Genomic DNA, 23,631 nt, shown 5'->3' with positions numbered 1-23,631 from the left:
GCACCGACCGCACCGGATGACCGTCCCCAGGAGGTGACGACCATGGCCACCACCCTCGCCACGGCGGCCGAGGACGCCACGGCGGTGGCGCACGCCGCCCGTATCGAGCAGGTGTCGAAGTCCTTTCCCGTGCCGGGCGCGCCCGGCGGCCGCCAGCTCGTCCTGGACGGGATCACGCTCGATGTCGCGCCAGGCGAGTTCGTCACCCTCCTGGGGGCCTCCGGCTGCGGGAAGTCGACGCTGCTCAACCTGGTCGCCGGGCTCGACAGGCCGTCCGCCGGTTCCATCACCACCGACGGCCGGCCCGCCCTGATGTTCCAGGAGCACGCGCTCTTCCCGTGGCTGACCGCGGGCCGGAACATCGAACTCGCGCTGAAGCTGCGCGGGGTCGCCAAGGCCGAGCGCCGCACCGAGGCGGAACGCCTGCTGGAACTCGTCCGGCTGCGGGACGCGCACGGCAAGCGCGTGCACGAACTGTCGGGCGGCATGCGGCAGCGTGTCGCGCTGGCCCGGGCCCTGGCCCAGGACAGCCGGCTGCTGCTGATGGACGAGCCGTTCGCCGCGCTGGACGCCATCACACGGGACGTGCTGCACGAGGAGCTGTCCCGTATCTGGGCCGAGACCGGGGTGTCGGTGCTGTTCGTCACGCACAACGTGCGGGAGGCGGTGCGGCTCGCCCAGCGCGTCGTCCTGCTCTCCTCCCGTCCGGGCCGGATCGCCCGGGAGTGGACCGTCTCCATCCCGCAGCCCCGCCGCATCGAGGACGGCGCGGTCGCCGAACTGTCCGTCGAGATCACCGAAGAACTGCGTGGGGAGATCCGCCGCCATGGCCAGCACTGACCACCGCACCGGTGCCGGGCCCGGGGCCGCCGCGACCGGGCCCGGCGCCGGGAAGGACGAGCCCGCCGCGGGCGGGAGGCGCGGGGAGGCGAACGACCTGGCGGGGCTGGAGGCCGGGCTCGACGCCCTGGACTCCGTGCAGGCCGTCCGGACGCCCCTGCGCGAGACCCTGCTGCGCAAGGTCCTGCCGCCGGTCATCGCCGTCACCTTGGTACTGGTGGTCTGGCAGGTGCTGGTGTGGGCCGAGGTCGTCCCCGCCTACAAGCTGCCCTCCCCGTCGGAGGTGTGGGGCGAGGTGCGCGACGCCTGGCTCCAGGGAACGCTTCTCGACTACATCTGGACCAGCGTCTCGCGCGGACTCCTCGGCTTCCTGCTGGCGCTCGCCATCGGGACGCCGCTCGGCCTGCTGGTGGCCCGGGTACCCTTCGTCCGGGCGGCGATCGGCCCCATCCTCTCCGGGTTGCAGTCGCTGCCGTCGGTGGCGTGGGTGCCGCCCGCCGTGATCTGGCTGGGCCTCAACAACTCGATGATGTACGCCGTCATCCTGCTCGGCGCCGTCCCGTCCATCGCCAACGGCCTCGTCGCGGGCATCGACCAGATCCCGCCGCTGTTCCTGCGCGCCGGGCGGACGCTGGGCGCGACCGGGATCCGCGGCGCCTGGCACATCGTGATGCCGGGCGCGCTCCCCGGATATCTGGCGGGACTGAAGCAGGGCTGGGCGTTCTCCTGGCGCTCCCTGATGGCGGCGGAGATCATCGCCTCCTCGCCCGACCTCGGCGTCGGCCTCGGCCAGTTGCTGGAGAACGGGCGGAACAACAGCAGCATGTCCCAGGTGTTCCTGGCCATCTTCCTGATCCTGCTCGTCGGTATCGCCATCGACCTGCTGATCTTCAGTCCGCTGGAGCGGCGGGTCCTGCGCGGGCGCGGCCTGCTGACCGGCCGCTGAACCAGCGGGCCCGCCCGGCCTCCGGACCCCCTGTCCGGGACCGCCGGGGAGCGAAGGCCCCCGGCCCGGGCGGGGCCAGGGGGCGGGGCGCCGTCGCGGCCGGGGACACCGAGCGCTGGTCCGGGGGTGATTGGGCCCTGGTCCGGGGGTGATACTGAGGGTTTCCGAGGCCCTGACCCCGGCGGTTCTCCGGACCCTCGCCGCACGCGTGGCGCGGTCCGGCCGTTCCCACGGGAGCCGGGCCGCCACATCCGGTCGGGGCCGGAGCCGCCCGCGGCAGGCCCCCGGGAAGGAGCGCGCGCCACGATGATCCACGACGCGAGGACAGGGCACCCCGCCCCGGAGACCGGCCCGGCCACGGGCCCGGCCACCGGCCCGGACGGGGAGACGGCCCGGAGCATGGAGGCACCGGACCGGGCCGCGGTCCCGGGCCCGGACGGAGCCCCCGCCACGGGCGGCACCCAGGGCTCGCGGGCATCCGGTGGCGGAACGGCGGCCCATGAGGTCCCCGCGCCCCCGGCCCCCGGGGCCGGTGCGGACGGGCCGCCGCTCCCGGCCGGTTCGGAGGTCACCGTCCGGCTGGTCAAGGCGCCCCGCCCGGACAAGACCTACCCCGCGACGGTGGTCGCGGACGACGGCACGCGCGTGACGGTCCGCGCGCCCTGGGCCGGCGCCGCCCGCGACTTCGGCTTCGTCCGCTTCGAGCCCGGCGACGTCCTCACCGAGCACTTCTGGCGCGACCGCTGGTACGCGGTGAAGGAGGTCCGCGCCGCGGACGGCGCCCTCAAGGGCTGGTACTGCGACGTGACGCGGCCGGCGCGGGTCCTGGACGGGGGAACGGCCCCCGCCGCCGGGGGCGCCGGCCGGGGCGGCGGCCGGGCGGGGTCCGGCGGGAGCGCCGGTCCGGGGGCGCGCGCCACGCTTCTCGTCGCCGACCTCGATCTGGACCTGTGGTGTTCCGCCGACGGGAGGGCCGTCCTCCGCCTCGACGAGGACGAGTTCGCGGAGAGCGGCCTGACCGGGCGCGACCCGGGGGCGGCGGCCCGCGCCCTCGCGTCGCTGGACGAACTCGAACGCCTCGCCCACGGTGAGGGGCTGGGCGTGCTCACGGGCTGAGACGCCGCGCCCCGGGCCTCAGGCGCTCATGTATCTCGGGGGCTCAAGGACCTCCCCCAACTCAAGGGCTCCGGGAACTCAAGGACTCGGCGGCTCAAGGGCCCAGGGACCTCACGGTGTCGGCGGCAGGGGCAGCGGCAGCCCGGGGAGGCCGTCGATGCTCCTCGCGATGTGCTCCTTCCGGTGGAAGTAGGCGTCCAGCGAGGCGTCGTCCTCCCGTTCGAAGCGACGCCGGTGCAGATCGCGGTCGGCGTCGTGGCTCATGTACGGCACGCCGTAGCCGCAGGTGTCCCGGATGAGTTCGGCGTGCACCACGATGACGGCCCGCAGCCCGTGGCCGGAGGGGTCGATGCCGGTGAAGTGGCCGACCAGCTCCGGGAACCGCGGGTCGTCACGGAAGACCGGCTCGCCGCGGCCGTGCACGCGCACGATGTTCGGCGGGCCCTGGAAGGCGCACCACATGAGGGTGATTCGCCCGTTCTCCCGCAGGTGGGCGATGGTCTCGGCGTTGCTGCCCGCGAAGTCCAGGTAGGCCACGGTGTGCTCGTCGAGCACGGCGAAGGAGCCGGTCAGCCCCTTCGGGGAGAGGTTCACCGTTCCCCCGTCGCCGATCGGGGCGGTGGCCGTGAAGAAGATGCGCTGTTCCTCGATGAAGGTGCGGAGCCTGCCGTCGATCCGTTCATAGGTCTTCCCCATGAGGGGATTATCCCGTCACCGGCGGCCGGGAGCACACCTCCGCGGGGGCGGACGGCCCGCCGGCCGGTGCCGTGCCGTCAGGGCGCCGCGGCCCGGTGGAGGTTCAGCCGTGGCCGGCTTCCGGGGTGGCCGGCCCGGCGCCCGGCAGGGGGGCGGTCAGCACGCGCGGCCCCTCGTCGGCGACGCGGTCGGTGACGACCGCGGGGAGTCCGTCGTCGGTCACGACGGTGTCGAAGAGGTCGAGCGGGGCGACCTTGAACCGTTCCGTCGTGCCCCACTTGGTGCTGTCGGCGACGAGCACGGCGGAGGCGGCGGTCTCGATGACGGTCCGCTTCAGCAGCACCTTGTCGGTGGACGGGCTGGTCACCCCGTGGGAGAGGTCCCAGGCGCCGGTGGACAGGAAGCCGACGTCGATGCTCAGGTTCTCGATCGTCCGGGCGGCGAGCAGCCCGCTGCTGGAGCCGCTGACGGGGTCCACCTCGCCACCGGCGTGCACGGCGTGGATCCCGGGGATGCCACACAGCGCCAGGACCGCGTGGAAGTCGTTGGTGACGACGGTGAGTTCGCCGCGGTCCGCCAGGAAGGGCACCATCGACTGGCAGGTGGTGCCCGCGTCGAGGTAGACCACCATGCCGTCCTCGACCAGTTCCGCGGCCGCCGAGGCGATGGCCTGCTTGCGCGGGAGTTCCAGGGTCGCCCGGGAGGCCCGCTCGCGCGGCGGCGCGTGGCCGACCCAGTCCGCCAGCCGCACCCCGCCCTGCACGGAGATCACCTGGCCGCTCTTCTCCAGGGCGGTGATGTCCCGGCGCACGGTCATGTGCGAGACGTTCAGGCGTTCGGTGAGTTCGCGGATGCCGAGCACGCCCGCGCTCCTCAGCAGACGGAGCAGTTCCTGGTGGCGCTGCTCGGGGATCAGGGGCGGCCTGCTCATCGCGGTGTTCTCCTCGGGGCGGGGCCGGGACGGGACGCGGGACCTGCGCACCAGGGCCCGTGAAGATCAGGTTAACTTTTCCGCCGCCCAGCTAGTGACAAGATGTGAATCTGTGTTCTAGCGTGTGCCGCCATGGTAACAAAGTTTCAAGCCCTCGAAGCGATCACCGGGACGGGAGCCCTGCTGATCGTCCGCCTCGACAGCGCCGAGGAGGCGCTCGCCGTCTCCGAAGCGGCCATCGAGGGCGGTATCCGCGCACTGGAGGTGACCCTGTCCGTCCCCGGCGCCGTGGACGTCATCGCCCAGCTCTCCCGGAGCTACGGCGGCGACGGCGTCCTCGTCGGCGCCGGCACCGTCCTGGACGACCACGCGGCGCACGCCTGCATCACCGCCGGCGCGGGCCTGCTGGTCAGCCCCAACCTCAACCCGGCGATGATCGAGACCGCCAACCGCTACCAGGCGGTCACCGTCAGCGGCGCCTTCACCGCCTCCGAGATCGTCGACACCATGCAGGCCGGCGCCGACATCGTGAAGCTCTTCCCCGCGGAGTTCGTCGGCCCGGCCTACGTCCGGACGGTGGCGGCCCCGCTCCCGCACGCCCCGCTCATGCCCGCGGGCGGTGTCACCCCCGGCAACGCCCAGGAATGGTTCGACGCCGGTGTCGTCGCCGTCGGCGTCGGCAGCTTCGTCACCAAGGCGGCCCGGCGCGACGGCGACTACCGCAAGGTCACCGAAGCCGCCCGCACCATGTTGCGCGCCATCGAGGACGCGCGGAGCTGACCCGGGCCACCAGCCACGAGCCACGGGCCACGGGCCACGGGCCACCGCACACCGGCCACCGATCACCGGCCACAAGCCGCAGGTCACAGGCCCCGGGTCACAGCCCGGATGCCCCCACCGCCTCCGCCGTCCCCACGGCACCCCGCCGCACGTCTTGCGGCAATCCCTCCCCTCTTGCCACTCTTGTGTGCATCACGCCCCGGAGAACCGTCATGTCCCACCCGCTCACCCAGGCCGCGCCCCCCGACGCGGACCCCACCCCGCCGTCGAAGTCGGTCCGCCTCCGCTGGACGCTGGTCACCCTGCTCGTCGTCGGCGGCGTGATCAACTACCTCGACCGCTCCAACCTCTCCATCGCCAACACCACCGTGGCGAAGGAGTTCGATCTCAGCTCCACGCAGATGGGCCTGTTGCTGGCGGCCTTCGCCTGGCCGTACGCCCTCGCCAACCTGCCCGCCGGGTACCTCGTCGACCGCTTCGGGCCCAAGCGCCTGTACGCCTGGGCGGCCGGCCTGTGGTCCCTGGTGTCGGTGCTCTCGGCGACCGCCACGTCCTACGGCGCCCTCTACGCGGCCCGGGTCGCCCTCGGTGTGTCCGAGGCCCCCTTCTTCACCGCCAGCCTCAAGGTCAACGAGCGCTGGTTCGCGCAGAAGGAACGCGCCCTGCCGGTGTCGATCGTCAACACCGGGTCGCAGATCGCCAATGCCATCGCGCCGCCGCTGCTGACCATCCTGATGCTGACGCTGGGCTGGCGCGGCATGTTCATCACCATCGGACTGCTCGGCTTCGTGATCGTCCTGCTGTGGTTGCGCGTCTACCGCGACCCCACGCTCCGCGAGCAGGCGCACATCAAGGGCGAGGAGGCCGCGGCGGAGGCCCGGCGGGCCGCGGAGGGGAAGCCGCAGGTCGGCTGGGGGCAGCTGTTCCGGCAGAAGAACACCTACTTCATGATCCTCGGCGCCTTCGGCATCTTCTACACCGTGTGGGTCTACCTGACCTGGCTGCCGAGCTACCTGGAGACCTCCCGGGGCTTCAGCCTCGTCGCGACCGGCTGGCTGGCCTCCCTCCCGTTCCTCTGCGGTATCGCGGGCGTCCTGACCGGCGGCTACCTCTCCGGGCGGCTGATCCGCCGCGGGGTCCCGGCCGTCCGGTCGCGCAAGATCCCCATCGTCGGGGGTGCCGTGCTCGCGGCCGCCGCCGTCATGCCGGTGGCGTTCGTCGACAGCACGGTGCTGGCGATGACCCTGCTGTCGGTGGGGTATTTCGCCGCACAGGTGCCCATCGGCTGCCTGTGGACGCTCGCCTCGGACGTGGCCGAACCCCACCAGGTCGCCTCGCTCGGCGCGATCCAGAACTTCGGCGGCTTCCTCGGCGCGGCGCTGGCACCCATCGTCACGGGCGCGATCCTCGACGCCACGGGGAACAACTTCAGCCTCGTCTTCCTCGTCGGCGGCGCGCTACTGCTCGTCGGCGCCCTGTCCTACCTGTTCTTCGTCAAGGACCGCCGAGCGGTCGCGACGGAGCACTGACCGGACACCGGCAGGGGGCGGGCCCCCTCCCCGGCCCGCCCCCTGCCCGCACCAACCGGGTCACAGCCTTCTCCTGACCCGCAAGAGCCATAGGAGTCACCGAAGTCTCATGAGCACTCCCCGAGCGTATGTCGTGATCGGGCCGGCCGGATCCGGCAAGACGAGCGTGGCCCGTCTGCTCGCCGAGCGGGCGGAAGCCGCCTATCTCGACAAGGACACGGCCTGCACCCGGTTCACCGAAGCGCTCCTCGAACTCGCCGGCACGGACAAGGACGAGCGCGACCACAACCCCTACTACCAGTCCCACGTGATGGAGCTGGAGTACCGGACGCTGCTGGACCTCGCCCGCGACAACCTGGCCCTCGGCCGGCCCGTCGTACTGGACGCGCCCTTCGGCCGCTACTTCGCCCGGCCCGGCTACCTCGCCGAGGTCGCCGCGGACCACGCATGGCCGCCGGCCACCGAGACCGTGGTGATCGAGGTCCGCGTCGACTCCGCCACGGCCCGCGAACGGGTCCGCGCCCGCGGTTACGCGCGTGACCTGTCCAAACTCGCCGACTGGGACGCCTTCTGGAAGCGGGCACAGGACAACCCCTGCCGCTGGGCGGGGACGCGGCGGCTGGTCTTCGACAACCACGACGAGGGCATCACCGCGGCCACGGTCGAACAGCTGCTGGACTCCTTGCGTTGAACGGGCCGGGAGCGCCCACGGAGCCTCGGAGGTTACGGGACACCGGCAGCGGACGGCACAGAGGGCCGGCGGACGACGGGCCGGGCCCGGGGCCACGCCGGGTCGGCTCCGGCCGATCCACCACAGGACCCGAGTCATTCCTCACCTCCTCGCAGCCAGAGGCCGTCCGGAGGTGGGGCGGCCGGCGCTCGGCCACCGGCGCCGCGGGATGGTGACCCCGCACGGCGAGACGACCGTCAGGGCCACATACGCCCGACACGGTCGTGCCGCACGGCGTGGACAACCACCCTTACCGTCCCGGATGAGGGACGTCTACGCGGGGGAGGGAGAAGACCGGTGTCAGGCGTCCGGGCGGAGCCCCAGGCGCCGGGCCGCGCTGAGGAGGCGCGCCTCCAGAACTTTTGGATTGGAGAGGTCAGGACCAGACCGTGCTGAGCCATGGTGTAGGCCCAGGGACCAGGAGTGGCCGATAACTCACGGATGTCGGCCAGATGGGTGCGGAAGATCCTCAGCTGGTCAGCGGTGCGCATGTTGTTGTTGGCGTAGACCAGATATCGAGCCCTGTGTTTGAGTAGAGCCGCGATCTCCGCAGGGCGTGAGGACGAGAGGATTCTCCGGTCGGCTCCGACACAGATTCTCCCCTCCTGGGTCGCCTCGGCCAGCCACAGCTCGTCCTCAACACTTTCCGCGGCTTTGACACCGTACTTCTCGGCGATGGACAGCGTGTCCGGGCACAGCTCTTTCACCCCTTTGACGAAATCCTCGCCGTGGGTGCTGCGATCGAGGAAAAGCCGCAGCGTCGGCGACCGGCTCATGTGGCCAGCCGGAGGCAGTCGTCCACTTCGGCGACGACATCGTCGGGCAAATCGTGCTCCGCGGCCACCTCGCCGGACGGGACTCCTTCTCTCAGCGCGTCCTCGACCACCGCCAGTGGAGTGCCGTTGCCCACGAAGAAGGGCTGCCCGTAGTTGATCCCGGGCTTGACCGCGATAGCGGCAACCTCCCACCCCGGGAGCAGAAGCCGGTTGGCGTAACCGGCAATTCCGTCGGAGTCGTAGTTGATCTGCTTCATGTAGCGCTCCACGACCTCACGGAAGACGTACTGCCCATCGCGGAGGACGATGATCTTGCGAGGCTCTCTGCGTTCGTCACCGTCGAGGTGGTCACTCACCTCGTACAGGAGATCCGCTCCGTCGGTGTAGAGACGCTTGGAGGCCAGCGCATGCTCGACACCGAGTTCCGTGCGGACGAGGTCCAGCGCCGGCCGGATCTTCTGCATCGGCACGTTCGCCGCCCGCAACGCCGACAGGAACATGCCCTCGGCCAGCCCGATGAAGGGCACGGAGGCCCCCCGCCGGGGGTCCCCGAGGGAGGTGATCAGGGGGTCTCCGACGACGTCCGGACGGTTGGCGTGACGGTTGCGATATCCCCGTGCCCACTTCCGGAACGTGGGCGCCGGGGTGCGCAGATAACGGGCCGCCGCCTCCTGTGAATACAGCGGCACGGAGAAGCGGGTGTCCTCACCGAGAAACACGTTGATCAGTGCGTCGACGTCTGTCACCGCGTCCACTTTCCTTCCGCATGACCACTTCATGCGTAGTCTGCCGCGTTCCGGGCCAGGGCCCAGATGAGAACGGTAACGAATTCCGGACGGAGCTCGCGTGGTCGCACACCGGGCCTGCCGGGTGCGGGCGCGGCGGCCGCCACCGTGCCGTATCAGCCTGCCGCACGGTGCAACTCCTCGGATCAGCCTGCCGCACGGTGCAGCTCCCCGGATCGGCAGTCGCGGCAGCGTCCCGGTTCCGTGGAGCGGAACGCGCGATCGCAGCCGGCGCAGTTCCGCAAGGGGACGATCACCGGGCGCGAGGCAGGCTCGTGGACGGAGCGGGCCGGGAGAAGGAGCGGACTCTCCTTGAGGCGGAACGCCAGGATGCGGGACGGGCGCGCCAGTAAGCGGTCCGGGAGCCCGGCGGTCAGGTGCTCGGTGATCCGGGTCGGCGAGACACCGGCCGCGAGCCAGCAGGTGACGGCCGGGGCGAGGCGGGCGGCCTCGGCCCGGGACAGGATCAGCCGGGGGTCGGCGCTGCGCAGTGCGGCGAGGACGGCGAGGGCCCGGGGATCGGCCAGACGGTCAGCCCCTTCGGCTTCCCCGGCCCTCCCAGCCCTCTCGGCCGCCCCGGCTCTCCCGATTTCCTCGGCGGGTCCCGTGTCTTCGGGCGCTCCGGCCCTCACGAGCTCTCCGCCTGCCGGCGCGGCGCCGGTCCCCGGTGCTGCCGTGGGCGACCCCCCGGCCGTAACTGGGCGCGCAAGGGGTGCGCCGTTGAAGGCCAAAGGCTTGTTATATCGACCGCGCCGCGACGGTCCCGCCAATCCTCGGGGCCCCGTCTCGCAGCCGGGAGCGCCGAGGGGCACATCGCGGACATACGTGCGGGTGCGAATCCGTCCGGTGGACAGCCGCTCGCGGCGGCGCTCCAGATATCCGTCCCGCTCCAGGTCGTTGAGGGCGCGGGAGATCAGGATCTCGCCCTCGGTGAAGTGCTCGCAGAGTGCGGCGATGCTGACGGGGGCGCCGTCGGGCAGGGAGAGGATGTAGGCCGCGACGCCGATCGTGACCGCGCTGCCGCGCCGCTGGGCGAGGGCGTTGGAGAGCACGGTGAAGTCGGCCGTGAGGCGGCTGCGGAGATGGATCACGCCGGAAGTCGGAGCTCCGGCGTCGGCGCGCAAGCGCGCGTTAGACTGCGGGTCAGCCATCGGGAAGGGTCTCGACTTCCTGATCGGTCAGGCCCTCGTTCGGGATTGCCGTCCCGGCCGGGGGCCGTACTTGTTTGCGGTTGTTGCCGCGAACGTAGCCGCCCCGGCCCCGGCCCGGCAAGCTGCTCACTCGCACGGGTGACGCGGTCAAGGAGGGTAGGTGGGCGGGGAGTTCTGTACCCGGTTCTTGAGGAGTCCCGTGGCCCGCCGGACCCTGGCGGACCAGGAACCGGCGGGCCCCGAGACCGGCTGCTGACCAGCACCCGGCCGACCCGGAACCGGTGACCGCCGACCTGGCGGCCGGCTCGGGGCGGTCCGCTCGGCCGGCCTTACCAGCCGGCCTGCACTTCGGCTATGAACGCCGCCCAGGAACCGGCCCCGAAGACCAGGGCGGGGCCGTGCGGCGCCTTGCTGTCACGGACAGGGACCACGCCGGGGAACCCGGCCGCCACCTCCACGCAGTTGCCGCCCTCCTGATTGCTGTAGCTGCTCTTGCGCCACACGGCGCCGTTCAGATCGAGACGGGACATTCGCTCCACGGTGATAGCCCTCCGTCACAGATCGGGGTCACGTCAGGAAGCGGTCAGGCGCATGCCGGTCTTCATCTCGTCGATGAACACCACCCAGGCACCGGCTTCGAGGACCAGGGCGGGGCCGTGCGGCGCCTTGCTGTCACGGACAGGGACCACGCCGGGGAACCCGGCCGCCACCTCCACGCAGTCGCCCCCTTCCTGATTGCTGTAGCTGCTCTTGCGCCACACGGCGCCGTTCAGATCGAGACGGGACATTCGCTCCACGGTGGTAGTCCTCCATCACGGATCGGATCATGTCGAGCGACATGAGCGGGGGCAGGGCTGCCGCCCGCAGCCGATCGTAGGTCAGGGCGAACTGCCGTACCTCCATTGGTTCTTCGACGAGTTGCCCATAGTGCGCACCTTCCGTATAGGCGGCTTCCGCACCGTCGGGCAGGGTGAGCACGGTCAGTGATCCACCCATCGCATCGTGCGCGCCCTGGGCGAACGGCAGGATCTGCACGGTGATGTGGCGCTCCGCGGCAGCGTCCAGCAAACGCTGCAACTGACCGCGCATCACCGCCGGGCCACCGATCGGACGCCTCAGCACCGCCTCGTCGAGAACCGCCCACAACACGGGCCGGTCCTCGGACGCCAGTCGCTCCTGGCGGCTCATCCGCGCGGTGAGCCGCTCCTCCAACTGCGCGTCACTGCGGAGGGTGAGGCCGACACTCAGAACCTCCCGCGCGTATCCCTCGGTCTGCAACAGGCCCGGCACCACATGAGCCGCATATTCGCGGATCTCCACCGCCCGCTGCGCGTGCGCCATGAACGCCCGCGACCAGTCCGGGAACGCTTCCCGGTGCACGTACGGCCACAGGTCGGCCAGCAGACCGTCCGCGTCCAGGACGGAATCCAGGGCACTCGCCAGCGCCGACGTCGGTTTCGCGCCCGAAGCCCGTTCGACCTGCGCGATCCGGGAACCCACCACATGCGTACGGGCGCCCAGTTCGGCCTGGGTCATGCCCGCGGCCAGACGAAGTCTGCGTACCCGTGATCCGAACAGCGCCGCCATCGACGCGCTGGGGTCAATTTCGTTGGCCAAGGCGTCACTTCCCTCCTTTACCGGCTGAAGGTTAAAGCCGGGCCTCCTTCCGGCCATGGGACCGGAGGACGACTCTTGAGCACTGAAAGTAACGGATCCCGCACACCGTGAGACGGCGTGCGGGACTCACCACGCAAGGACGGACAGGCTGTGCTAACAGGAACGCCTCCCTCACCCGCGCCGGACGAAGATCCCGGGCAGTCCGCCGGAATCACGTCGGTGGAAGTTCCCACCCTCCGTCTCGGCGCCGGGACACCCGAACGCCCCCCGCTCAGCGCCCAGTTCACCTCCTCGTCGCGAGGGGCACGGTTCGCGCGGCGGCTCGCTGTGCGGCGCATGGCCGACTGGGGGTACCCGCCGGAATCGGACGTCGCGTGCGCCGTCGCCGTCGTCGTCGGTGAACCCGCCGCGAACGCCGTGCGGCACGGCCGGGTACCGGGCCGGGACTTCCGTCTGCGGCTCAGCCTCGACGCGGTGGCGGGCCTGGTCCGGGTCGAAGTCGCCGACGCGGCCGGCGAGAGGCGGCCGGCCGCCGGGCCGGTGCTGCCGGGCCCCGGCGCCGAGTCGGGCCGGGGCCTGCTCCTGGTGGAGGCCCTCGCCGTCCGCTGGGGCTCGGCGCCCCGTCACCCCGTGGGCAAGACGATCTGGGCCGAGATCTCCGCGGGCCCGTCGGCCGAGGCCGCCCGGTGACCGTCAGCCCCTCCGCGGACGACGCCAGGCGCGCCTCGCGCGAAGCGCATACCCTCTTGCCCATGGCGCAAGGAGAAGACGGCGAGCTGGACGGGCTGGTGCGCCGGCGGATCCGGGCGCTGCGGGTGGCGCAGGGCTGGTCCCTGGAAGAACTGGCGACCCGCGCCCGGCTCAGCCCGTCCACGCTCTCCCGCATCGAGAACGGGCAGCGGCGCCTCGCGCTGGACCAGCTCGTCACCCTCGCCCGCGCGCTGGACACCTCCCTCGACCAGCTCGTCGAGACCGACACCGACGACGTCATCACCAGCCCGGCGATCGACGCCGCGCACGGGCTGATGCGCTGGCCGGTCAGGGCCGAACCGGGGATGACGGTCGTACGGCAGCGGCTGACCGAACCGCCGCCCGCCAACCTCGCACGGATGCGGGCCCACCCCGGCCGTGAATGGCTCGTCGTCCTCTCGGGTACCGCCGTCCTGCTGCTGGGCAACCGGCGGCTCCGCGTGGAGACCAACCAGGCGGCCGAGTTCCCCACGATGCTGCCGCACGCCATCGGCTCCGAGGGCGGGCCGTGCGAGATCCTGGGCATCTTCGACCGCGACGCCCGGCGCGGCCACCAGCGCGCCGGCGGGCAGCGCGACACCAGCCGTTCCTGACCGCGTGCCGCGGGCGCCGGGGGGCGGGTTCCGGGGCCGGGAGTCGCGTGTGGGCCGTCCCGGGGCGGGCGCCGCGCCCGGTGGGGCGCGGGCCGTGTGAGGTGGCCGGGCAGCGTGCCGAGGGGCGTCAGCGGTGGGCCGGAGGCCGAGTCGCCCTGCCCGGGTGGCCGGGTGCCGGGCCGCGGGCGTCGGCGCCGGGCCGCGGGCGCGGTCGGCGCCGTCCGTCCCGGCGGAGCGCGGCGGACGTCACCCCGTTGCGCGGACGGCAAGCCACGCGGGCATCGTCTTGCGGATCCGGAAACGTTCGGCCGCTCGCCTGAACTGCCCTTCTACGGTGACGCCATGTCTCAGAACTCCTCACACCCCACGGCCCCGCGGACCACTCACGGGGACGGTGCGCCGCGCCACACCCACACCCACACCCACCGCTCCGGCGAGGCGGCCGCCGGCCACCACCCGGCCGGCCCCGGCCGCCAGGCGGACACCGGCGCCCCGGCGGGCCCCGGCTGGCAAGCCGACCAGAGCGACCAGGCCGAGTTCCTCGACCTGGAGGCGGAGGTCCTGGCCGAGCACATCAGCGCCATCACGGCCTGGCTGCCCGTCGAGGCCCCGCCCCGCCACATCGTCGACCTGGGCTGCGGGACCGGCGCGGGCACCTTCGCCCTGCTGGACCGCTTCCCCGAGGCGCGCGTCACCGCCGTCGACTCCTCGGCCGAACACCTGCGCCGCCTGCGGGAGAAGGCGTGCGCGCTCGGGACGGACGACCGTGTGCGCGCCGTGCCCGCCGATCTGGACGCCCCGGCCTGGCCGGACCTCGGCGCGCCCGAGCTGGTGTGGGCCTCGGCCTCGCTGCACCACATGGCCGAACCCGACCGCACCCTGCGCCAGGTCCGCGAACTGCTGCCCCCCGGCGGCCTGTTCACCCTCGTCGAGCCGGCCGGCTCCCCCCGCGTCCTGCCCGGGGACGCGCCGGAGGACCGGCCCGGCCTGGAGGAACGCTGCCACGCGGCACTCGCGCAACACCACGCCGCACGCATGCCGCACCGCGGCGCCGACTGGGGGCCGAAGCTGACCGCGGCCGGTTTCACCGTCGAGGGCGAGCGCACCGTCGCGGTGCACGTCGACTCCGCGCGGAACCCGGCGGTCGGCCGCTACGCCCTGAGCGGGCTGCGCCGCCTGCGGTCCGCCGCCGCCCACGCCCTGCCGGCCGCCGACCTCGCCGCCCTGGACCGGCTGCTCGACACCGCCGGACCGGACAGCGTCGTCCACCGCGACGACCTCGCGGTCCGCACCGAACGCACGGTGTGGGCGGCCCGGCGCGCCTGATCCGTCCTCCGGTTCGTCCGCCGGGCCCGGCGGACGAACCGGCCAGGCCTCCGCCGAGCGTCCGGCCCGCCGGGCCTCCGTCGCGTCTGTCTGCCTGTCTGCCTGTGTGACGGCGAGGCTGCGTGGCTGCGTGGTTGCGTGGCTGCCGCGGGTGATGGCCCCGGTCCGTCCCGGGTCCGCACCGGCCGGCGCGCCCGGTTCACCAGGTCGCCGACCGGCCCCGCCCGCTGAAGGCCATCGACGCCGCCAAGGGAGCGGCCGTCAGGTGACCTGGTGTTCCTCGGCGATCTGCTCGATGTGGCGGGCCAGGTCGATGTCGAGTTCCGTGACCTTGCCGCCCACGCTGTGGGTGTTCACCGCCACCTTCACCGTGGTGTAGCCGAGCGTCAGGTCGGCATGATGGTCCAGGCGGTCCTGGAGTCGGGCGATCTCCATGACGACCGCCGCCGCGGCCAGGTGCCCGGCGAAGGTGTACTCACGTTCGAGACAGTTCTCGGCGAACGTCCAGCCCGTCAGCTCCGCGAGGGCCACCTGGATCTCCCGGGCCGAGAGCGGTTGTGGTGCCGGCATGTGTGTTTCCCTCCGGACGGCCTGCGTTCCCGGGTGCCACCGTCGCATGTCCGGGCGCCGCACGCCACGGCACCGCGGTGCCACGGGAGTGTCGCGGCCGCGGCGCCCACGCGCGTCGTGGATCCGCTCAGCGCACCCGCTCGCCCGGCTCCTCGGCCGACTCCCCGGGCACCGCCGGCCCGGTCGTTCCCGCCCGGGGCATGGCCGTTCCCGGCGTCGCGGCCCCCGGCGCCCCCGTTCCGGCGGCCCCTTCCGGAGGCCGCGCCCCCTCCGCGGGGGCCTCGGCGGGCGCGTCCCCCCGCTCCTCGGCCGCGGGGGACGGGACCAGCGGTACCGCCGTGGCCCCGGTCCCGGCCCGGGCCGCCGCACCTGCCCCCGCCGCGTTCTCCGCCGTGCGGGCCGCCCCGTGATCGGTTCCGTTCGCCGCCTCGGCCAGCCAGCGGCGCAGCACCCGGTGCACCGCCTCGGCGCCGACGAGGTCCTCCCCGTCGGGCACGGGCGGGGAGAGTTCGGAGGGCCAGAGCAGGAAGGCCTGTTCCTGGGCGCCGCCGAGCCCGCCGTGTGAACCGATCTGGGGTTCGAAGGCGTGGACGCGGCCGGTCGTCGGGTCGAAGGAGGAGTTGACCATGATGTCGGCGACGTGCGGGAAGGACGCGGTGCGCCGGACGGCGTCCTCGGCGTGCGGACCGAAGGGCGCGAGGGGGTCCGGGGCGGTGACCACGCCCTCGTCCAGCCGGTGTTCACCGCCGTGCGGGCCGAGCACCACCGGCCCGTGCTCCTCGCTGTGGACCAGGACGAAACCGATCCCCGGGTGCTCGGTGAGCGCGGGCAGCAGGGCGGGGTAACGGCGGTCGATCTCCTCCCGGCTGACCCGCCCGGGCAGGTCGGGGAAGCTGATGAGGCCCAGGTTGCCGGAGCCGAGCACGACCGGTTCGGTGTCCTCCTCCCGCCGGGCCTCCTTCTCCGGCTCGTCGGGCCGGTGCAGCGCGGCGCGGGCGACGGCGCGGGCCTCGGCGCCGATCAGCTCGCCGTCGGCGCGGCGCGCGGCCAGGTGCCGTCCGGCCGTGCGCCGCCGCGCCTCGGGGCGGGGGGTGCCGTCGGGGCGCTCGCCGCGGCAGCCGGCGTGGACGAGTTCCTTCAGCGTGGTGCCGTGGGCGTCGGCGAACGTGCGGCCGGGGCTCTGCCCGTGGTCGGAGAGGAGGACGACGTGGTACGGGCGGGGCGCGTGCGCGGCGGCCCGGACGATCAGCCGCACGCTGCGGTCGAGGCGCGCGAGGACCTGCTGGGCGTCGCGGCTGTGCGGCCCGGAGTGGTGGGCCACCTCGTCGTAGGCGACCAGGTCGGCGTAGACCACGGAGCGCCCGGCGAGCAGGTCGCCGACGACGGCGGCGACGACCACGTCCCGGGAGACGACGGTGGCGAACGCCCGGATGAACGGGTACAGCCCGCCCCGGGGGACGCGCGGCTCGTCACCCCGCATCCGGGCCCGCACGGACTGCCCGATCTCGCGGGCCACCTCGGCGACGTAGGAGAGCGCGGTGCGGGTCGTGTTGGCCGGGTCGGAGAAGTAGGCGAAGTAGCCCGCCCGGGAGCGGGTGCCCCGGCCGCGGCGGGCGGCCACCGACAGCACCAGGGCGAGCTGCTCCGCGCCGCCGCCGAAGAGGTTGCCGCGGCTGGCGCCGTCCTCGGCGAGCAGCCCGGGGTGGCCGGTGCGTTCGACGGCGCGGCGCTGGAGCTCGGCGACGCTGCCGGGCGAGGAGCAGACCATGACGCGTCCGGTCTCCTTCTCGTACCAGCGGAAGGCGGGGACGTCGTGGTTGGTGCCGTGCAGGATGCCGAGCTGGCTGGCGCCGGTCTGGCTGGACCAGTCGGTCCGCCAGGGTGACAGCCGGTGGCTGCCCTCGGCCGTCCAGGAGGCGACGGTCTCCATCAGCGGCGGCTGGGTCCGGCCGGTGCCCGGCAGGGTGCGCGGGGTGATCGCCTCGCTGATGACGTCATGGCCGACGCCGTCGAGCTGGAGGAAGAGGGTGCCGGGGCGGGCGGAGCCGTCCTCGTCGGGGCGCGGCGCGCGGCGCCGGTGGGCGAGCCGGTGCAGCCGCCGCCGGTAGGCGTCGTCGTCACGGACGGTGAGCGCCGTGGAGGTGGCGGAGGCGACGGCGGACATCACGGCGGCGACCGGCACCGCCGTCTCCGGCCCGGCCTCTCCCCCGCTGTACGGGACGAGGTGGAGGGCGACCAGCAGCATCGATCCCTGGAGGAAGAAGACGAGCAGGCCCAGCACCAGCGCCGGGACGAGCAGCAGGGCGCGCACCAGCAGCGGCCAGACGAGCGCGCTGAGCAGGCCGAAGGCGCCGGCCCCGATGGCGGCGGTGCGCGCGATGGTCGTCGGGCTGTCGCCGTCGGGTGACTGGATGCTGAAGTCGGGCAGGGCGGCGGCGAGGAGCAGCATCGTGACGGTGCTCGCCGCCCACACCGCGAGCACGCGGAACACCGCACCGCCGGCTACCCGCCACCTGCCTCTTTTCACGCGCGTTCCCATCTCGCCCAGGGCCCGCAGCGCGATGCGCGGGCCGGGTCCCAGCGTGTCACAGCGGGAGCCGGTGGCCCTTCTGCCCCGGTCCGGCCCGTCGAAGCGGGGCCGAAGGGACGGATGTGACCGGTGCGGCAGGTGAGGCGCGGGGTTGGCGGCACGGCGTGGCCCGAGGGGACGGGCCCGGGCGCCGGGGTCTCAGCCGGCGCGCGCGGCCACCTCGGCGACCAGCTCCGCGGTGACCGGCACCGGGACGCCGTGACGTTCCGCCGCGCGGAGCACCGAGCCGCCGATGGCATCGGTCTCCAGCGGCCGGCCCGCCTCCGCGTCCCGCTGCATGGAGGACTTCATGCCGGGCGGCGCCGCGTCCAGGAAGCCGAGCACCTGATCCATGTCGACGGGGGCGCCCACCGCCGCCGCGACCTCGCCGATCTCCCGCAGGACGGCGAGGAGCTGCTCCCGGTGGCGCTCCCGCATCTCCCCGACGGGCGCCGCGTGGCGGGTGGTGAGCAGGGCCATCGGGGCGAGGAGCGCCAGCTTGTCCCAGAGCAGGGCGGTCTCGTCCGAGCGGACGGCCGCGCCGAATCCCGCGCCCCGGAGCAGGGCCGCGGTGTGGTCGAGACGTTCGGCGGGCACCGTGCGCCCGGCCAGTTCGACGGCGGCGAACGGGCTGGTGTGCTCGATGCGGCCGGGCGCCACCCGGGTGGACTCCACCCGGATCGTGGCGGCCGTCACCTGGTCCGCCGGGTAGCGCTCGCGCAGCGGGACCAGGTGGTCCACCCCGTTGAGCAGCGGCACGACGAGCGCGTCCCCGAGGGCGGCGGCCGGCACCCGCTCCAGGGCGGCGGCGAGGGCGGTCTCCTTGACGGTGACGAAGAGCAGGTCCGGCGCCTCGCGCAGCTCGGTGTCGGCCTCGACCTCGGCGTGTGAGTCCCCGTAGCGGCGGCTGGCCAGGTGGAGGCCGTCCGCACGGAGCGTCTCCACGGTGCCGGGTCCCGCGAGACACACCACCCGGTGCCCGGCGCGGGCGAGGAGCGCGGCGATCAGCCCTCCGACGCCGCCCGGTCCGAGTACGGCCACTGTCGATCGGGGCACGGTCATTCTCCTTGTCACTCCGATCACTTCCGGATGCGTCCGTGGCGGGCGCCGGTTCCGCCCCGCCCCGGCGGGGTCCGCCCGCCGGCCGCCGGGCCGCGCCGGGCACCGCCGGGAGGACGGGCTCACCGTACCGGCGTGCGGTGCGGAGGGCAGTCGCGGGGCCGCCGTGGGGCCGGTGCGGACGGCTGCGGACGGCTGCGGACGGTGGGGACGGTGAAGGGGGCTGGGCTGTGGGCCGCCATGGACCGGTGCGGACCGCTCTGTGCCGCTGGGGGCCGCTGTGGGCCGCTGTGGGCCGCTGTGCCGTTACGCTCGCCGGAACGGGGCAGGTGTGGGAACAGGTGCCCGGCGGGCACCGGCGGCCGGGCAGGTGCCCGGGCCGGGAAGCACCCGCGGACGCGGAGAGGTGGAGAGTCGCGGTGTCGGTCGAGATCACCTGGTGGGGACATGCCACCGCGACGGTGACGGATTCCGGGGTCCGGGTGCTCACCGACCCCCTGTTCGCCCGGCGCCTGGCGCACCTGCGGCGCCGCCGGGGCGCGCCGCCGCCGCCCGAGGCGGCCGAGGCGGATGTCGCGCTCGTCTCCCACCTCCACGCCGACCATCTGCACCCGCGCTCCCTGGCCCGGCTCGCCCCCGGCACCCGGGTGCTCGTACCGCGCGGCGCGCTCGCCACCGTGCCGGCGCTGCGCCGGCTGGCGGAGACGCTGCTGATCACCGAGGTGGCGCCGGGGGACGAGACGGTGATCGGCGATCTCACGGTGCGGGCCGTGCCGGCCGCGCACGACGGCCGCCGGCTCCCGTGGGGCCCGCACCGCTCCCCCGCGCTCGGCTACGTGATCCACGGCCGCTCGACGACGTACTTCGCCGGGGACACCGGACTGTTCGACGAGATGGCCGAGGTGGTGGGCGTCTGTGATGTGGCGCTGCTGCCGGTCGGCGGCTGGGGGCCGTATCTGGGCCACGGCCACCTCGACGCCGCGCGCGCGGCCCGGGCGGTGGTCCGGCTCGCGCCGCGCTGCGCGGTGCCGGTGCACTACGGCACCTACTGGCCGATCGGCATGGACGCCGTACGGCCGCACGAATTCCACGCGCCGGGGGACGAGTTCGTCCGGCACACCACCCTCCTCGCCCCGGAGGTGACCGTGCACCGGCTGGACCACGGCCAGAGCGTCCGGCCGGAGGTCGCGCGGTGATCCAGGCAGCGGTGACCCGGGCGGCGCCCGACACGATGTACGGGCTGCTGAGCGTGGTGCCCACCACCTCGCCGCAGCATCTCGTCGGCTATCCCTCGCTGTTTCTGCTGGTGACGCTGGGCTCGCTGGTACCGGTGGTGCCCACGGGCGCCCTGGTCTCCACGGCCGCGGCGGTGGCCCTGCACACCATGCCCGCCCTGACGCTGCCGCTGGTGTTCGTCGTGGCCGCGCTGGCCGCGTTCCTCGGCGACATCGCCCTGTACTGGCTCGGGCTGCGCGGCGTGGTCCACTCGGACAGCGGTTCGCGCTGGCTGGAGCGGCTCCGGGAGCGGGCCGCCCCGGACAAGCTGGAGTCGGCGCAGCGCAAGCTGGAGGAGAAGGGCTCGACGATCCTCGTGGTGTCCCGGCTGGTACCGGCCGGGCGGATACCGGTGATGGTGGCCTGTCTGCTCGGTGAGGTCCCGATGCGGACCTTCATCCGGGGCGACATCCTCGCCTGCCTGGCGTGGGCGGCGACCTACCAGGTCATCGGTGTCACCGGGGGCGCGCTCTTCGCCGAGCCGTGGCAGGGGGCGCTGGCCGCGGTGGTGCTGACCATGGCGATCGGCGCGGCGCCCGCCGGGTGGCGGCGGGTCCGGGCGGCGACCCGGCGGCTCTCGGCGAGCTGACCCACGGCGGGTCCCGTGTACGGCCGGGCGTCGCCACCCGGGCCGGGCCGGGCCCCACGTCCGGGGCCCGGGCCCGCCCGGCTCAGGGCGCGGCGAGGCGGCGGGAACCGCCGACGGGGAGGTCCCAGAGCTGTTCCCGGGGGCGCCCGGTGCGCGCCCAGGCGGCGCGGACGCGGCGCAGCGGGTCGAGCGGGCTCTCCGCGGAGAGCAGGAACGTCGCCCAGTGCATGGTCGCCATGCGGCGGGCGCCGAGGTCGAGACAGGCCTGCACGGCCTCCTCCGGATCGGTGTGCACGTCGCGCAGCATGTCCGGCGGGTCGTAGGCGCCGATCGGCAGCAGCGCGAGGTCGATCCCGGGGTACCGGGCGCCGATCTCGGAGAACCAGTGGCCGTAACCGGTGTCCCCCGCGAAGTACACGCGCCGGCCGGCGGGATCGGTGAGCATCCAGCCGCCCCACAGCGAACGGCAGGTGTCGGTGAGGGTCCGCTTGGACCAGTGGTGCGCGGGGACGAAGTCGAACCGCACCGAGCCGCCGTCCGGCGCGGGCAGTTCCACCGCCTCCCACCAGTCGAGTTCGGTGACGCGGGTGAAGCGGCGGCGCCGGCACCAGGCGCCCAGGCCGGCCGGGACGAACAGGTGGGTGTCGCGCGGCAGGCGGCGCAGGGTGCGCGCGTCGAGGTGGTCGTAGTGGTTGTGGCTGATGACGACGGCGTCCACCGGCGGCAGGTCCTCCCAGGCGACGCCGGCGGGCGTGACGCGGGCCGGGGTGCCGAGGATGCGGCGGGACCAGACGGGATCGGTCAGCACGGTCAGGCCGCCTATCCGCACCACGAAGCTCGCGTGCCCGGCCCAGGTGACGGTGGTCTCACCGGGGCCGGCCGCCGGCAGCGGGCCCGGCCCGGCGACGGGCAGTTCCGCCACCTCCGCCAGGGCGGCGGTGGGCGGCCGCGACACGCCCTCCCGGGCGACCCGGGCGAGGCCGGCCAGCCCGGCGGGCAGGGGGGTGGTGAGCCGGTCCGCGAACGAGCGCGGCCAGCGGCGGGGCTCGCCCAGCGGCCGGGGCTCCGGCAGGGGCGCCCCGACGGCATCCCGGCCGGCGCGGCGGAGGCCGGGGCGCGCGGTGCCGGGTGCGGTGGTCCGGGCGGTGCTCCGGGCGGTGCTCCGGGCGGTGGGGGACGTGACCGCCGGGCCGGTGAGGCGGCGGGCGGGGCCGGCCGGGGAGGCGCGGCGACCGCCACCGGCGCCCGGCCCGGCTCCGGGGCCCGCGCCGGGCGCTTCGGGGCCCCGGCCGCGCTCCGGTGACCGGACGGGGGCGGTGCCCGGGCCCGCCCCCGGGGCCCGGGGCGTGCCGCCGGCCCCGGCGGGCCTCGGCTCGGTCCCGGTGGTGGTTCCGAGGAGGAAGCTCTCCTGTCCGTCCGTCATCACGGTGCTCCCTTGGCTCTCCTGCCCCGGCCCGTGGTGTCGCGGGCCCGGAGGCCGTGAGGACACCGGACCGCCGCGGGCGGGTGTGTTCGTCCTTGCCGTGTGCCCCGTTCCGTTGACGGCTCTCCTCGTTCTGTCAAGGTTCTGGCCAGGTTTCGCCGGGATTTTTGTCGGGTTACCGACGGTTCCATCCGGTTACGTCCCGTTCGGTCCGGCCGCCGGTGAGACGGCCCCGGCGGACGCCCGGACGTGACCGGAGAGTGGCGGCCCCGCCCCGCGCCGTCCGGGCCCGGGGAGGCTTCGCGGGCCCGTCCCGGAGGTGCCACCGGTCACCCGCGGCACCGGAACCGCCCCACCAGCCTCGGTGACCGCGCGGCCGGTGGCGATCCCAGCGGGTCCACAGCGGTGAGCGCCACCGGATCCGCACCGGGCCGGAGCGGGGCGGGCCGGCCGGCCCCCGCTCACCGGGCACGGATCCCGTCCGCCGGGCACGCACCGCGGGCGCGCGGGTGTCTTCCCCGGCGGCCGGGGAGCCGAGCGCCCCGCCGCGCGCGCCCCGTCAGCCCGCGGTGGGCCCGGACGAACGGTGCCGGTGCCCGTCCCCGGCGGCGCGCAGGATCGCCTCCTCCGCCTCGCGGCCGGATCCGGCGACCAGCCCGGCGGCGAGGCCGGCCAGCTTCCGGTTGTCCCGCTGGGACATCGTGCGCAGCAGGCCGAACGCCGTGTCGGCGTCACAGCCGAGGACGTGCATGACGATGCCGCAGGCCTGGTCCACCACCGGCCGGGTGCGCAGCGCCGAGCCGAGCTGGTCGATGGTGCTCCGCAGCCGGCGTTCCTCGATGCCACGGGCGATCTCGCCGGTGACGAGGTCCCCGAGCAGGACGGTGGCCCCGTGCTCCGGGTCGACCAGCGGACCGGGGCGGAAGCCGTAGACGGTGAGGCAGACCAGCAGGTCGTCCCGGCGGAACGGCAGCGTCATGCTGGAGCGGACGCCCGCCTCCAGGGCCTGGGCCCGGTAGGCGGGCCAGCGGGTCTCGTGCAGCAGGTCCTCCGAGCCGGCCGGGCGGCCGGTGTCCATGACGGTGGGGACGGGCCCCTCCCCGGACTCCACCTGCACGGTGATCAGCGGGGAGAGATCGGGGTGGGTCACGGCCGTGTTCGGCGGCCGGGCGGCGAAGACCCGCGGCTGCGGAGCCACCGCCCCGGCGGACCGCGCGCCGGGGACCACCGCGGCCGCCGTGCCCGCGGCGGCGCCCCGGACGGTTTCCGCGGCCCCGGCGGCCGAGAACGCCGTCGCGCTGGCCCCGCAGCACCGGGGGTTGCGGGCGGCGGCCCACTCGGCGAGCCGGATCAGCCCCGGGCCGGTGGCGTCCGTCACCCCGGCGTGCACGGAGCCTTGCGGAAAGGAGCGGTGCGGCGGTCGGGCAGGGGCGTGGTCACGTTCGGGCATGAGCAGACACCTCCCGGTACGAGCCGGCCGTGGGGTCGGCGGCGGTCCTCGCCCCGCCACGGGGAGCCTCGCTCCCTCAGCCCCCTCCTCCGGGCCCGCCTCGGGGCTCGTCAGGGGCGTGAACCCCAGG

The 23,631-nt window shown here is 74.3% G+C and carries 24 protein-coding genes; 11 read left to right on the top strand and 13 right to left on the bottom strand.

What is annotated here, in order from left to right; genetic code table 11:
* Window positions 1-42: 42 nt before the first annotated feature.
* The 3 genes from HCK00_RS20670 (at window position 43) to HCK00_RS20660 (ending at window position 2,902) form a co-directional block, all read left to right on the top strand.
* The gene (locus tag HCK00_RS20670) at window positions 43-840 is read left to right on the top strand and encodes an ABC transporter ATP-binding protein (RefSeq protein WP_168103513.1); all 798 of its coding nucleotides are present in this window, start codon (window positions 43-45) and stop codon (window positions 838-840) included.
* Window positions 827-1,786, top strand: a complete 960-nt coding sequence (locus HCK00_RS20665; protein ID WP_168103512.1) for an ABC transporter permease — start codon at window positions 827-829, stop codon at window positions 1,784-1,786. Before HCK00_RS20670 ends, HCK00_RS20665 begins: the two co-directional genes overlap by 14 nt.
* Window positions 1,787-2,365: 579 nt before the next feature.
* Window positions 2,366-2,902 carry a ribonuclease FAU-1 family protein gene (locus HCK00_RS20660; protein WP_240965855.1) on the top strand — a complete coding sequence of 179 codons (537 nt, stop codon included), beginning with the start codon at window positions 2,366-2,368 and terminating at the stop codon, window positions 2,900-2,902.
* 111 nt (window positions 2,903-3,013) lie between these two features.
* Here the strand turns inward: HCK00_RS20660 and HCK00_RS20655 are convergent, their stop codons facing one another.
* A complete protein-coding gene (locus HCK00_RS20655; protein WP_168103511.1) occupies window positions 3,014-3,598 on the bottom strand; it encodes a pyridoxamine 5'-phosphate oxidase family protein in 585 nt (194 codons plus the stop codon).
* A gap of 103 nt (window positions 3,599-3,701) precedes the next feature.
* On the bottom strand, window positions 3,702-4,529 hold the full coding sequence (locus tag HCK00_RS20650) for a DeoR/GlpR family DNA-binding transcription regulator (RefSeq protein WP_168103510.1): 828 nt from the start codon (window positions 4,527-4,529) through the stop codon (window positions 3,702-3,704).
* Window positions 4,530-4,661: 132 nt separating this feature from the next.
* Between HCK00_RS20650 and HCK00_RS20645 the strand changes: the two genes are divergently transcribed.
* The 3 genes from HCK00_RS20645 (at window position 4,662) to HCK00_RS20635 (ending at window position 7,529) form a co-directional block, all read left to right on the top strand.
* A complete protein-coding gene (locus tag HCK00_RS20645) occupies window positions 4,662-5,309 on the top strand; it encodes a bifunctional 4-hydroxy-2-oxoglutarate aldolase/2-dehydro-3-deoxy-phosphogluconate aldolase (protein WP_168103509.1) in 648 nt (215 codons plus the stop codon).
* A gap of 212 nt (window positions 5,310-5,521) precedes the next feature.
* On the top strand, window positions 5,522-6,838 hold the full coding sequence (locus HCK00_RS20640; protein ID WP_168103508.1) for an MFS transporter: 1,317 nt from the start codon (window positions 5,522-5,524) through the stop codon (window positions 6,836-6,838).
* A 109-nt stretch (window positions 6,839-6,947) separates the two neighbouring features.
* Entirely contained in the window at window positions 6,948-7,529 is a 582-nt protein-coding gene (locus HCK00_RS20635; protein WP_168103507.1) for a P-loop nucleotide/nucleoside kinase family protein, read from the top strand.
* Between the two features lie 236 nt (window positions 7,530-7,765).
* Here the strand turns inward: HCK00_RS20635 and HCK00_RS20630 are convergent, their stop codons facing one another.
* The 6 genes from HCK00_RS20630 to HCK00_RS20605 form a co-directional block, all read right to left on the bottom strand.
* Window positions 7,766-8,344 carry a PIN-like domain-containing protein gene (locus HCK00_RS20630; protein WP_168103506.1) on the bottom strand — a complete coding sequence of 193 codons (579 nt, stop codon included), beginning with the start codon at window positions 8,342-8,344 and terminating at the stop codon, window positions 7,766-7,768.
* A complete protein-coding gene (locus HCK00_RS20625; protein WP_168103505.1) occupies window positions 8,341-9,090 on the bottom strand; it encodes a DUF433 domain-containing protein in 750 nt (249 codons plus the stop codon). The genes HCK00_RS20630 and HCK00_RS20625 overlap by 4 nt, the downstream gene beginning before the upstream one ends.
* A 185-nt stretch (window positions 9,091-9,275) precedes the next feature.
* The gene (locus HCK00_RS20620; RefSeq protein WP_168103504.1) at window positions 9,276-10,280 is read right to left on the bottom strand and encodes a hypothetical protein; all 1,005 of its coding nucleotides are present in this window, start codon (window positions 10,278-10,280) and stop codon (window positions 9,276-9,278) included.
* Window positions 10,281-10,609: 329 nt separating this feature from the next.
* Window positions 10,610-10,810: a DUF397 domain-containing protein gene (locus HCK00_RS20615; RefSeq protein WP_168103503.1), complete on the bottom strand. Its 201-nt coding sequence runs from the start codon at window positions 10,808-10,810 to the stop codon at window positions 10,610-10,612.
* Window positions 10,811-10,852: 42 nt separating this feature from the next.
* Window positions 10,853-11,041 carry a DUF397 domain-containing protein gene (locus HCK00_RS20610; protein WP_311765411.1) on the bottom strand — a complete coding sequence of 63 codons (189 nt, stop codon included), beginning with the start codon at window positions 11,039-11,041 and terminating at the stop codon, window positions 10,853-10,855.
* Entirely contained in the window at window positions 10,953-11,867 is a 915-nt protein-coding gene (locus HCK00_RS20605; RefSeq protein WP_168103540.1) for a helix-turn-helix domain-containing protein, read from the bottom strand. Before HCK00_RS20605 ends, HCK00_RS20610 begins: the two co-directional genes overlap by 89 nt.
* Before the next feature lie 249 nt (window positions 11,868-12,116).
* On the opposite strand from HCK00_RS20605, the gene HCK00_RS27015 reads away from it, so the two are divergent.
* From HCK00_RS27015 to HCK00_RS20590, 3 genes are all read left to right on the top strand, one after another.
* Complete coding sequence (locus tag HCK00_RS27015; RefSeq protein WP_311765410.1) at window positions 12,117-12,587, top strand: ATP-binding protein; 471 nt, start codon at window positions 12,117-12,119, stop codon at window positions 12,585-12,587.
* A 62-nt stretch (window positions 12,588-12,649) separates the two neighbouring features.
* The gene (locus tag HCK00_RS20595; RefSeq protein WP_168103500.1) at window positions 12,650-13,240 is read left to right on the top strand and encodes a helix-turn-helix domain-containing protein; all 591 of its coding nucleotides are present in this window, start codon (window positions 12,650-12,652) and stop codon (window positions 13,238-13,240) included.
* 342 nt (window positions 13,241-13,582) lie between these two features.
* Entirely contained in the window at window positions 13,583-14,566 is a 984-nt protein-coding gene (locus tag HCK00_RS20590; RefSeq protein WP_168103499.1) for a class I SAM-dependent methyltransferase, read from the top strand.
* Window positions 14,567-14,827: 261 nt separating this feature from the next.
* On the opposite strand, the gene HCK00_RS20585 is transcribed toward HCK00_RS20590, so the two are convergent.
* The 3 genes from HCK00_RS20585 to HCK00_RS20575 form a co-directional block, all read right to left on the bottom strand.
* Window positions 14,828-15,136 (bottom strand): 4a-hydroxytetrahydrobiopterin dehydratase, encoded by a 309-nt coding sequence (locus tag HCK00_RS20585; RefSeq protein WP_168103498.1) that lies wholly within the window; start codon window positions 15,134-15,136, stop codon window positions 14,828-14,830.
* Between the two features lie 127 nt (window positions 15,137-15,263).
* Entirely contained in the window at window positions 15,264-17,675 is a 2,412-nt protein-coding gene (locus HCK00_RS20580) for a phage holin family protein (RefSeq protein WP_168103497.1), read from the bottom strand.
* 189 nt (window positions 17,676-17,864) lie between these two features.
* Window positions 17,865-18,767 (bottom strand): ketopantoate reductase family protein, encoded by a 903-nt coding sequence (locus HCK00_RS20575; RefSeq protein ID WP_168103496.1) that lies wholly within the window; start codon window positions 18,765-18,767, stop codon window positions 17,865-17,867.
* Window positions 18,768-19,183: 416 nt separating this feature from the next.
* On the opposite strand from HCK00_RS20575, the gene HCK00_RS20570 reads away from it, so the two are divergent.
* Both HCK00_RS20570 and HCK00_RS20565 read left to right on the top strand, forming a co-directional pair.
* Window positions 19,184-19,960: an MBL fold metallo-hydrolase gene (locus HCK00_RS20570; RefSeq protein WP_168103495.1), complete on the top strand. Its 777-nt coding sequence runs from the start codon at window positions 19,184-19,186 to the stop codon at window positions 19,958-19,960.
* Between the two features lie 35 nt (window positions 19,961-19,995).
* Window positions 19,996-20,628, top strand: a complete 633-nt coding sequence (locus HCK00_RS20565) for a DedA family protein (protein ID WP_168103539.1) — start codon at window positions 19,996-19,998, stop codon at window positions 20,626-20,628.
* Between the two features lie 82 nt (window positions 20,629-20,710).
* On the opposite strand, the gene HCK00_RS20560 is transcribed toward HCK00_RS20565, so the two are convergent.
* Entirely contained in the window at window positions 20,711-22,051 is a 1,341-nt protein-coding gene (locus HCK00_RS20560; protein ID WP_168103494.1) for an MBL fold metallo-hydrolase, read from the bottom strand.
* A 559-nt stretch (window positions 22,052-22,610) separates the two neighbouring features.
* A complete protein-coding gene (locus HCK00_RS27010) occupies window positions 22,611-23,501 on the bottom strand; it encodes an ANTAR domain-containing response regulator (protein ID WP_206320656.1) in 891 nt (296 codons plus the stop codon).
* Window positions 23,502-23,631 lie beyond the last annotated feature (130 nt).

It is taken from the genome of Streptomyces zingiberis, from assembly GCF_012034935.1.
Taxonomy (GTDB): Bacteria; Actinomycetota; Actinomycetes; order Streptomycetales; family Streptomycetaceae; genus Streptomyces; species Streptomyces zingiberis.
This window is presented reverse-complemented; position numbering and strand designations above follow the sequence as displayed.

Bases quoted from the DNA above. Each gene is read 5' to 3' on its own strand.
- HCK00_RS20670 (WP_168103513.1), top strand. From the start codon at position 43: ATGGCCACCACCCTCGCCACGGCGGCCGAGGACGCCACGGCGGTGGCG.
- HCK00_RS20665 (WP_168103512.1), top strand. From the start codon at position 827: ATGGCCAGCACTGACCACCGCACCGGTGCCGGGCCCGGGGCCGCCGCG.
- HCK00_RS20655 (WP_168103511.1), bottom strand. From the start codon at position 3,598: ATGGGGAAGACCTATGAACGGATCGACGGCAGGCTCCGCACCTTCATC.
- HCK00_RS20650 (WP_168103510.1), bottom strand. From the start codon at position 4,529: ATGAGCAGGCCGCCCCTGATCCCCGAGCAGCGCCACCAGGAACTGCTC.
- HCK00_RS20645 (WP_168103509.1), top strand. From the start codon at position 4,662: ATGGTAACAAAGTTTCAAGCCCTCGAAGCGATCACCGGGACGGGAGCC.
- HCK00_RS20640 (WP_168103508.1), top strand. From the start codon at position 5,522: ATGTCCCACCCGCTCACCCAGGCCGCGCCCCCCGACGCGGACCCCACC.
- HCK00_RS20635 (WP_168103507.1), top strand. From the start codon at position 6,948: ATGAGCACTCCCCGAGCGTATGTCGTGATCGGGCCGGCCGGATCCGGC.
- HCK00_RS20630 (WP_168103506.1), bottom strand. From the start codon at position 8,344: ATGAGCCGGTCGCCGACGCTGCGGCTTTTCCTCGATCGCAGCACCCAC.
- HCK00_RS20620 (WP_168103504.1), bottom strand. From the start codon at position 10,280: ATGGCTGACCCGCAGTCTAACGCGCGCTTGCGCGCCGACGCCGGAGCT.
- HCK00_RS20615 (WP_168103503.1), bottom strand. From the start codon at position 10,810: ATGTCCCGTCTCGATCTGAACGGCGCCGTGTGGCGCAAGAGCAGCTAC.
- HCK00_RS20605 (WP_168103540.1), bottom strand. From the start codon at position 11,867: ATGGCGGCGCTGTTCGGATCACGGGTACGCAGACTTCGTCTGGCCGCG.
- HCK00_RS20595 (WP_168103500.1), top strand. From the start codon at position 12,650: ATGGCGCAAGGAGAAGACGGCGAGCTGGACGGGCTGGTGCGCCGGCGG.
- HCK00_RS20590 (WP_168103499.1), top strand. From the start codon at position 13,583: ATGTCTCAGAACTCCTCACACCCCACGGCCCCGCGGACCACTCACGGG.
- HCK00_RS20585 (WP_168103498.1), bottom strand. From the start codon at position 15,136: ATGCCGGCACCACAACCGCTCTCGGCCCGGGAGATCCAGGTGGCCCTC.
- HCK00_RS20580 (WP_168103497.1), bottom strand. From the start codon at position 17,675: ATGGGAACGCGCGTGAAAAGAGGCAGGTGGCGGGTAGCCGGCGGTGCG.
- HCK00_RS20575 (WP_168103496.1), bottom strand. From the start codon at position 18,767: ATGACCGTGCCCCGATCGACAGTGGCCGTACTCGGACCGGGCGGCGTC.
- HCK00_RS20565 (WP_168103539.1), top strand. From the start codon at position 19,996: ATGTACGGGCTGCTGAGCGTGGTGCCCACCACCTCGCCGCAGCATCTC.
- HCK00_RS20560 (WP_168103494.1), bottom strand. From the start codon at position 22,051: ATGACGGACGGACAGGAGAGCTTCCTCCTCGGAACCACCACCGGGACC.
- HCK00_RS27010 (WP_206320656.1), bottom strand. From the start codon at position 23,501: ATGCCCGAACGTGACCACGCCCCTGCCCGACCGCCGCACCGCTCCTTT.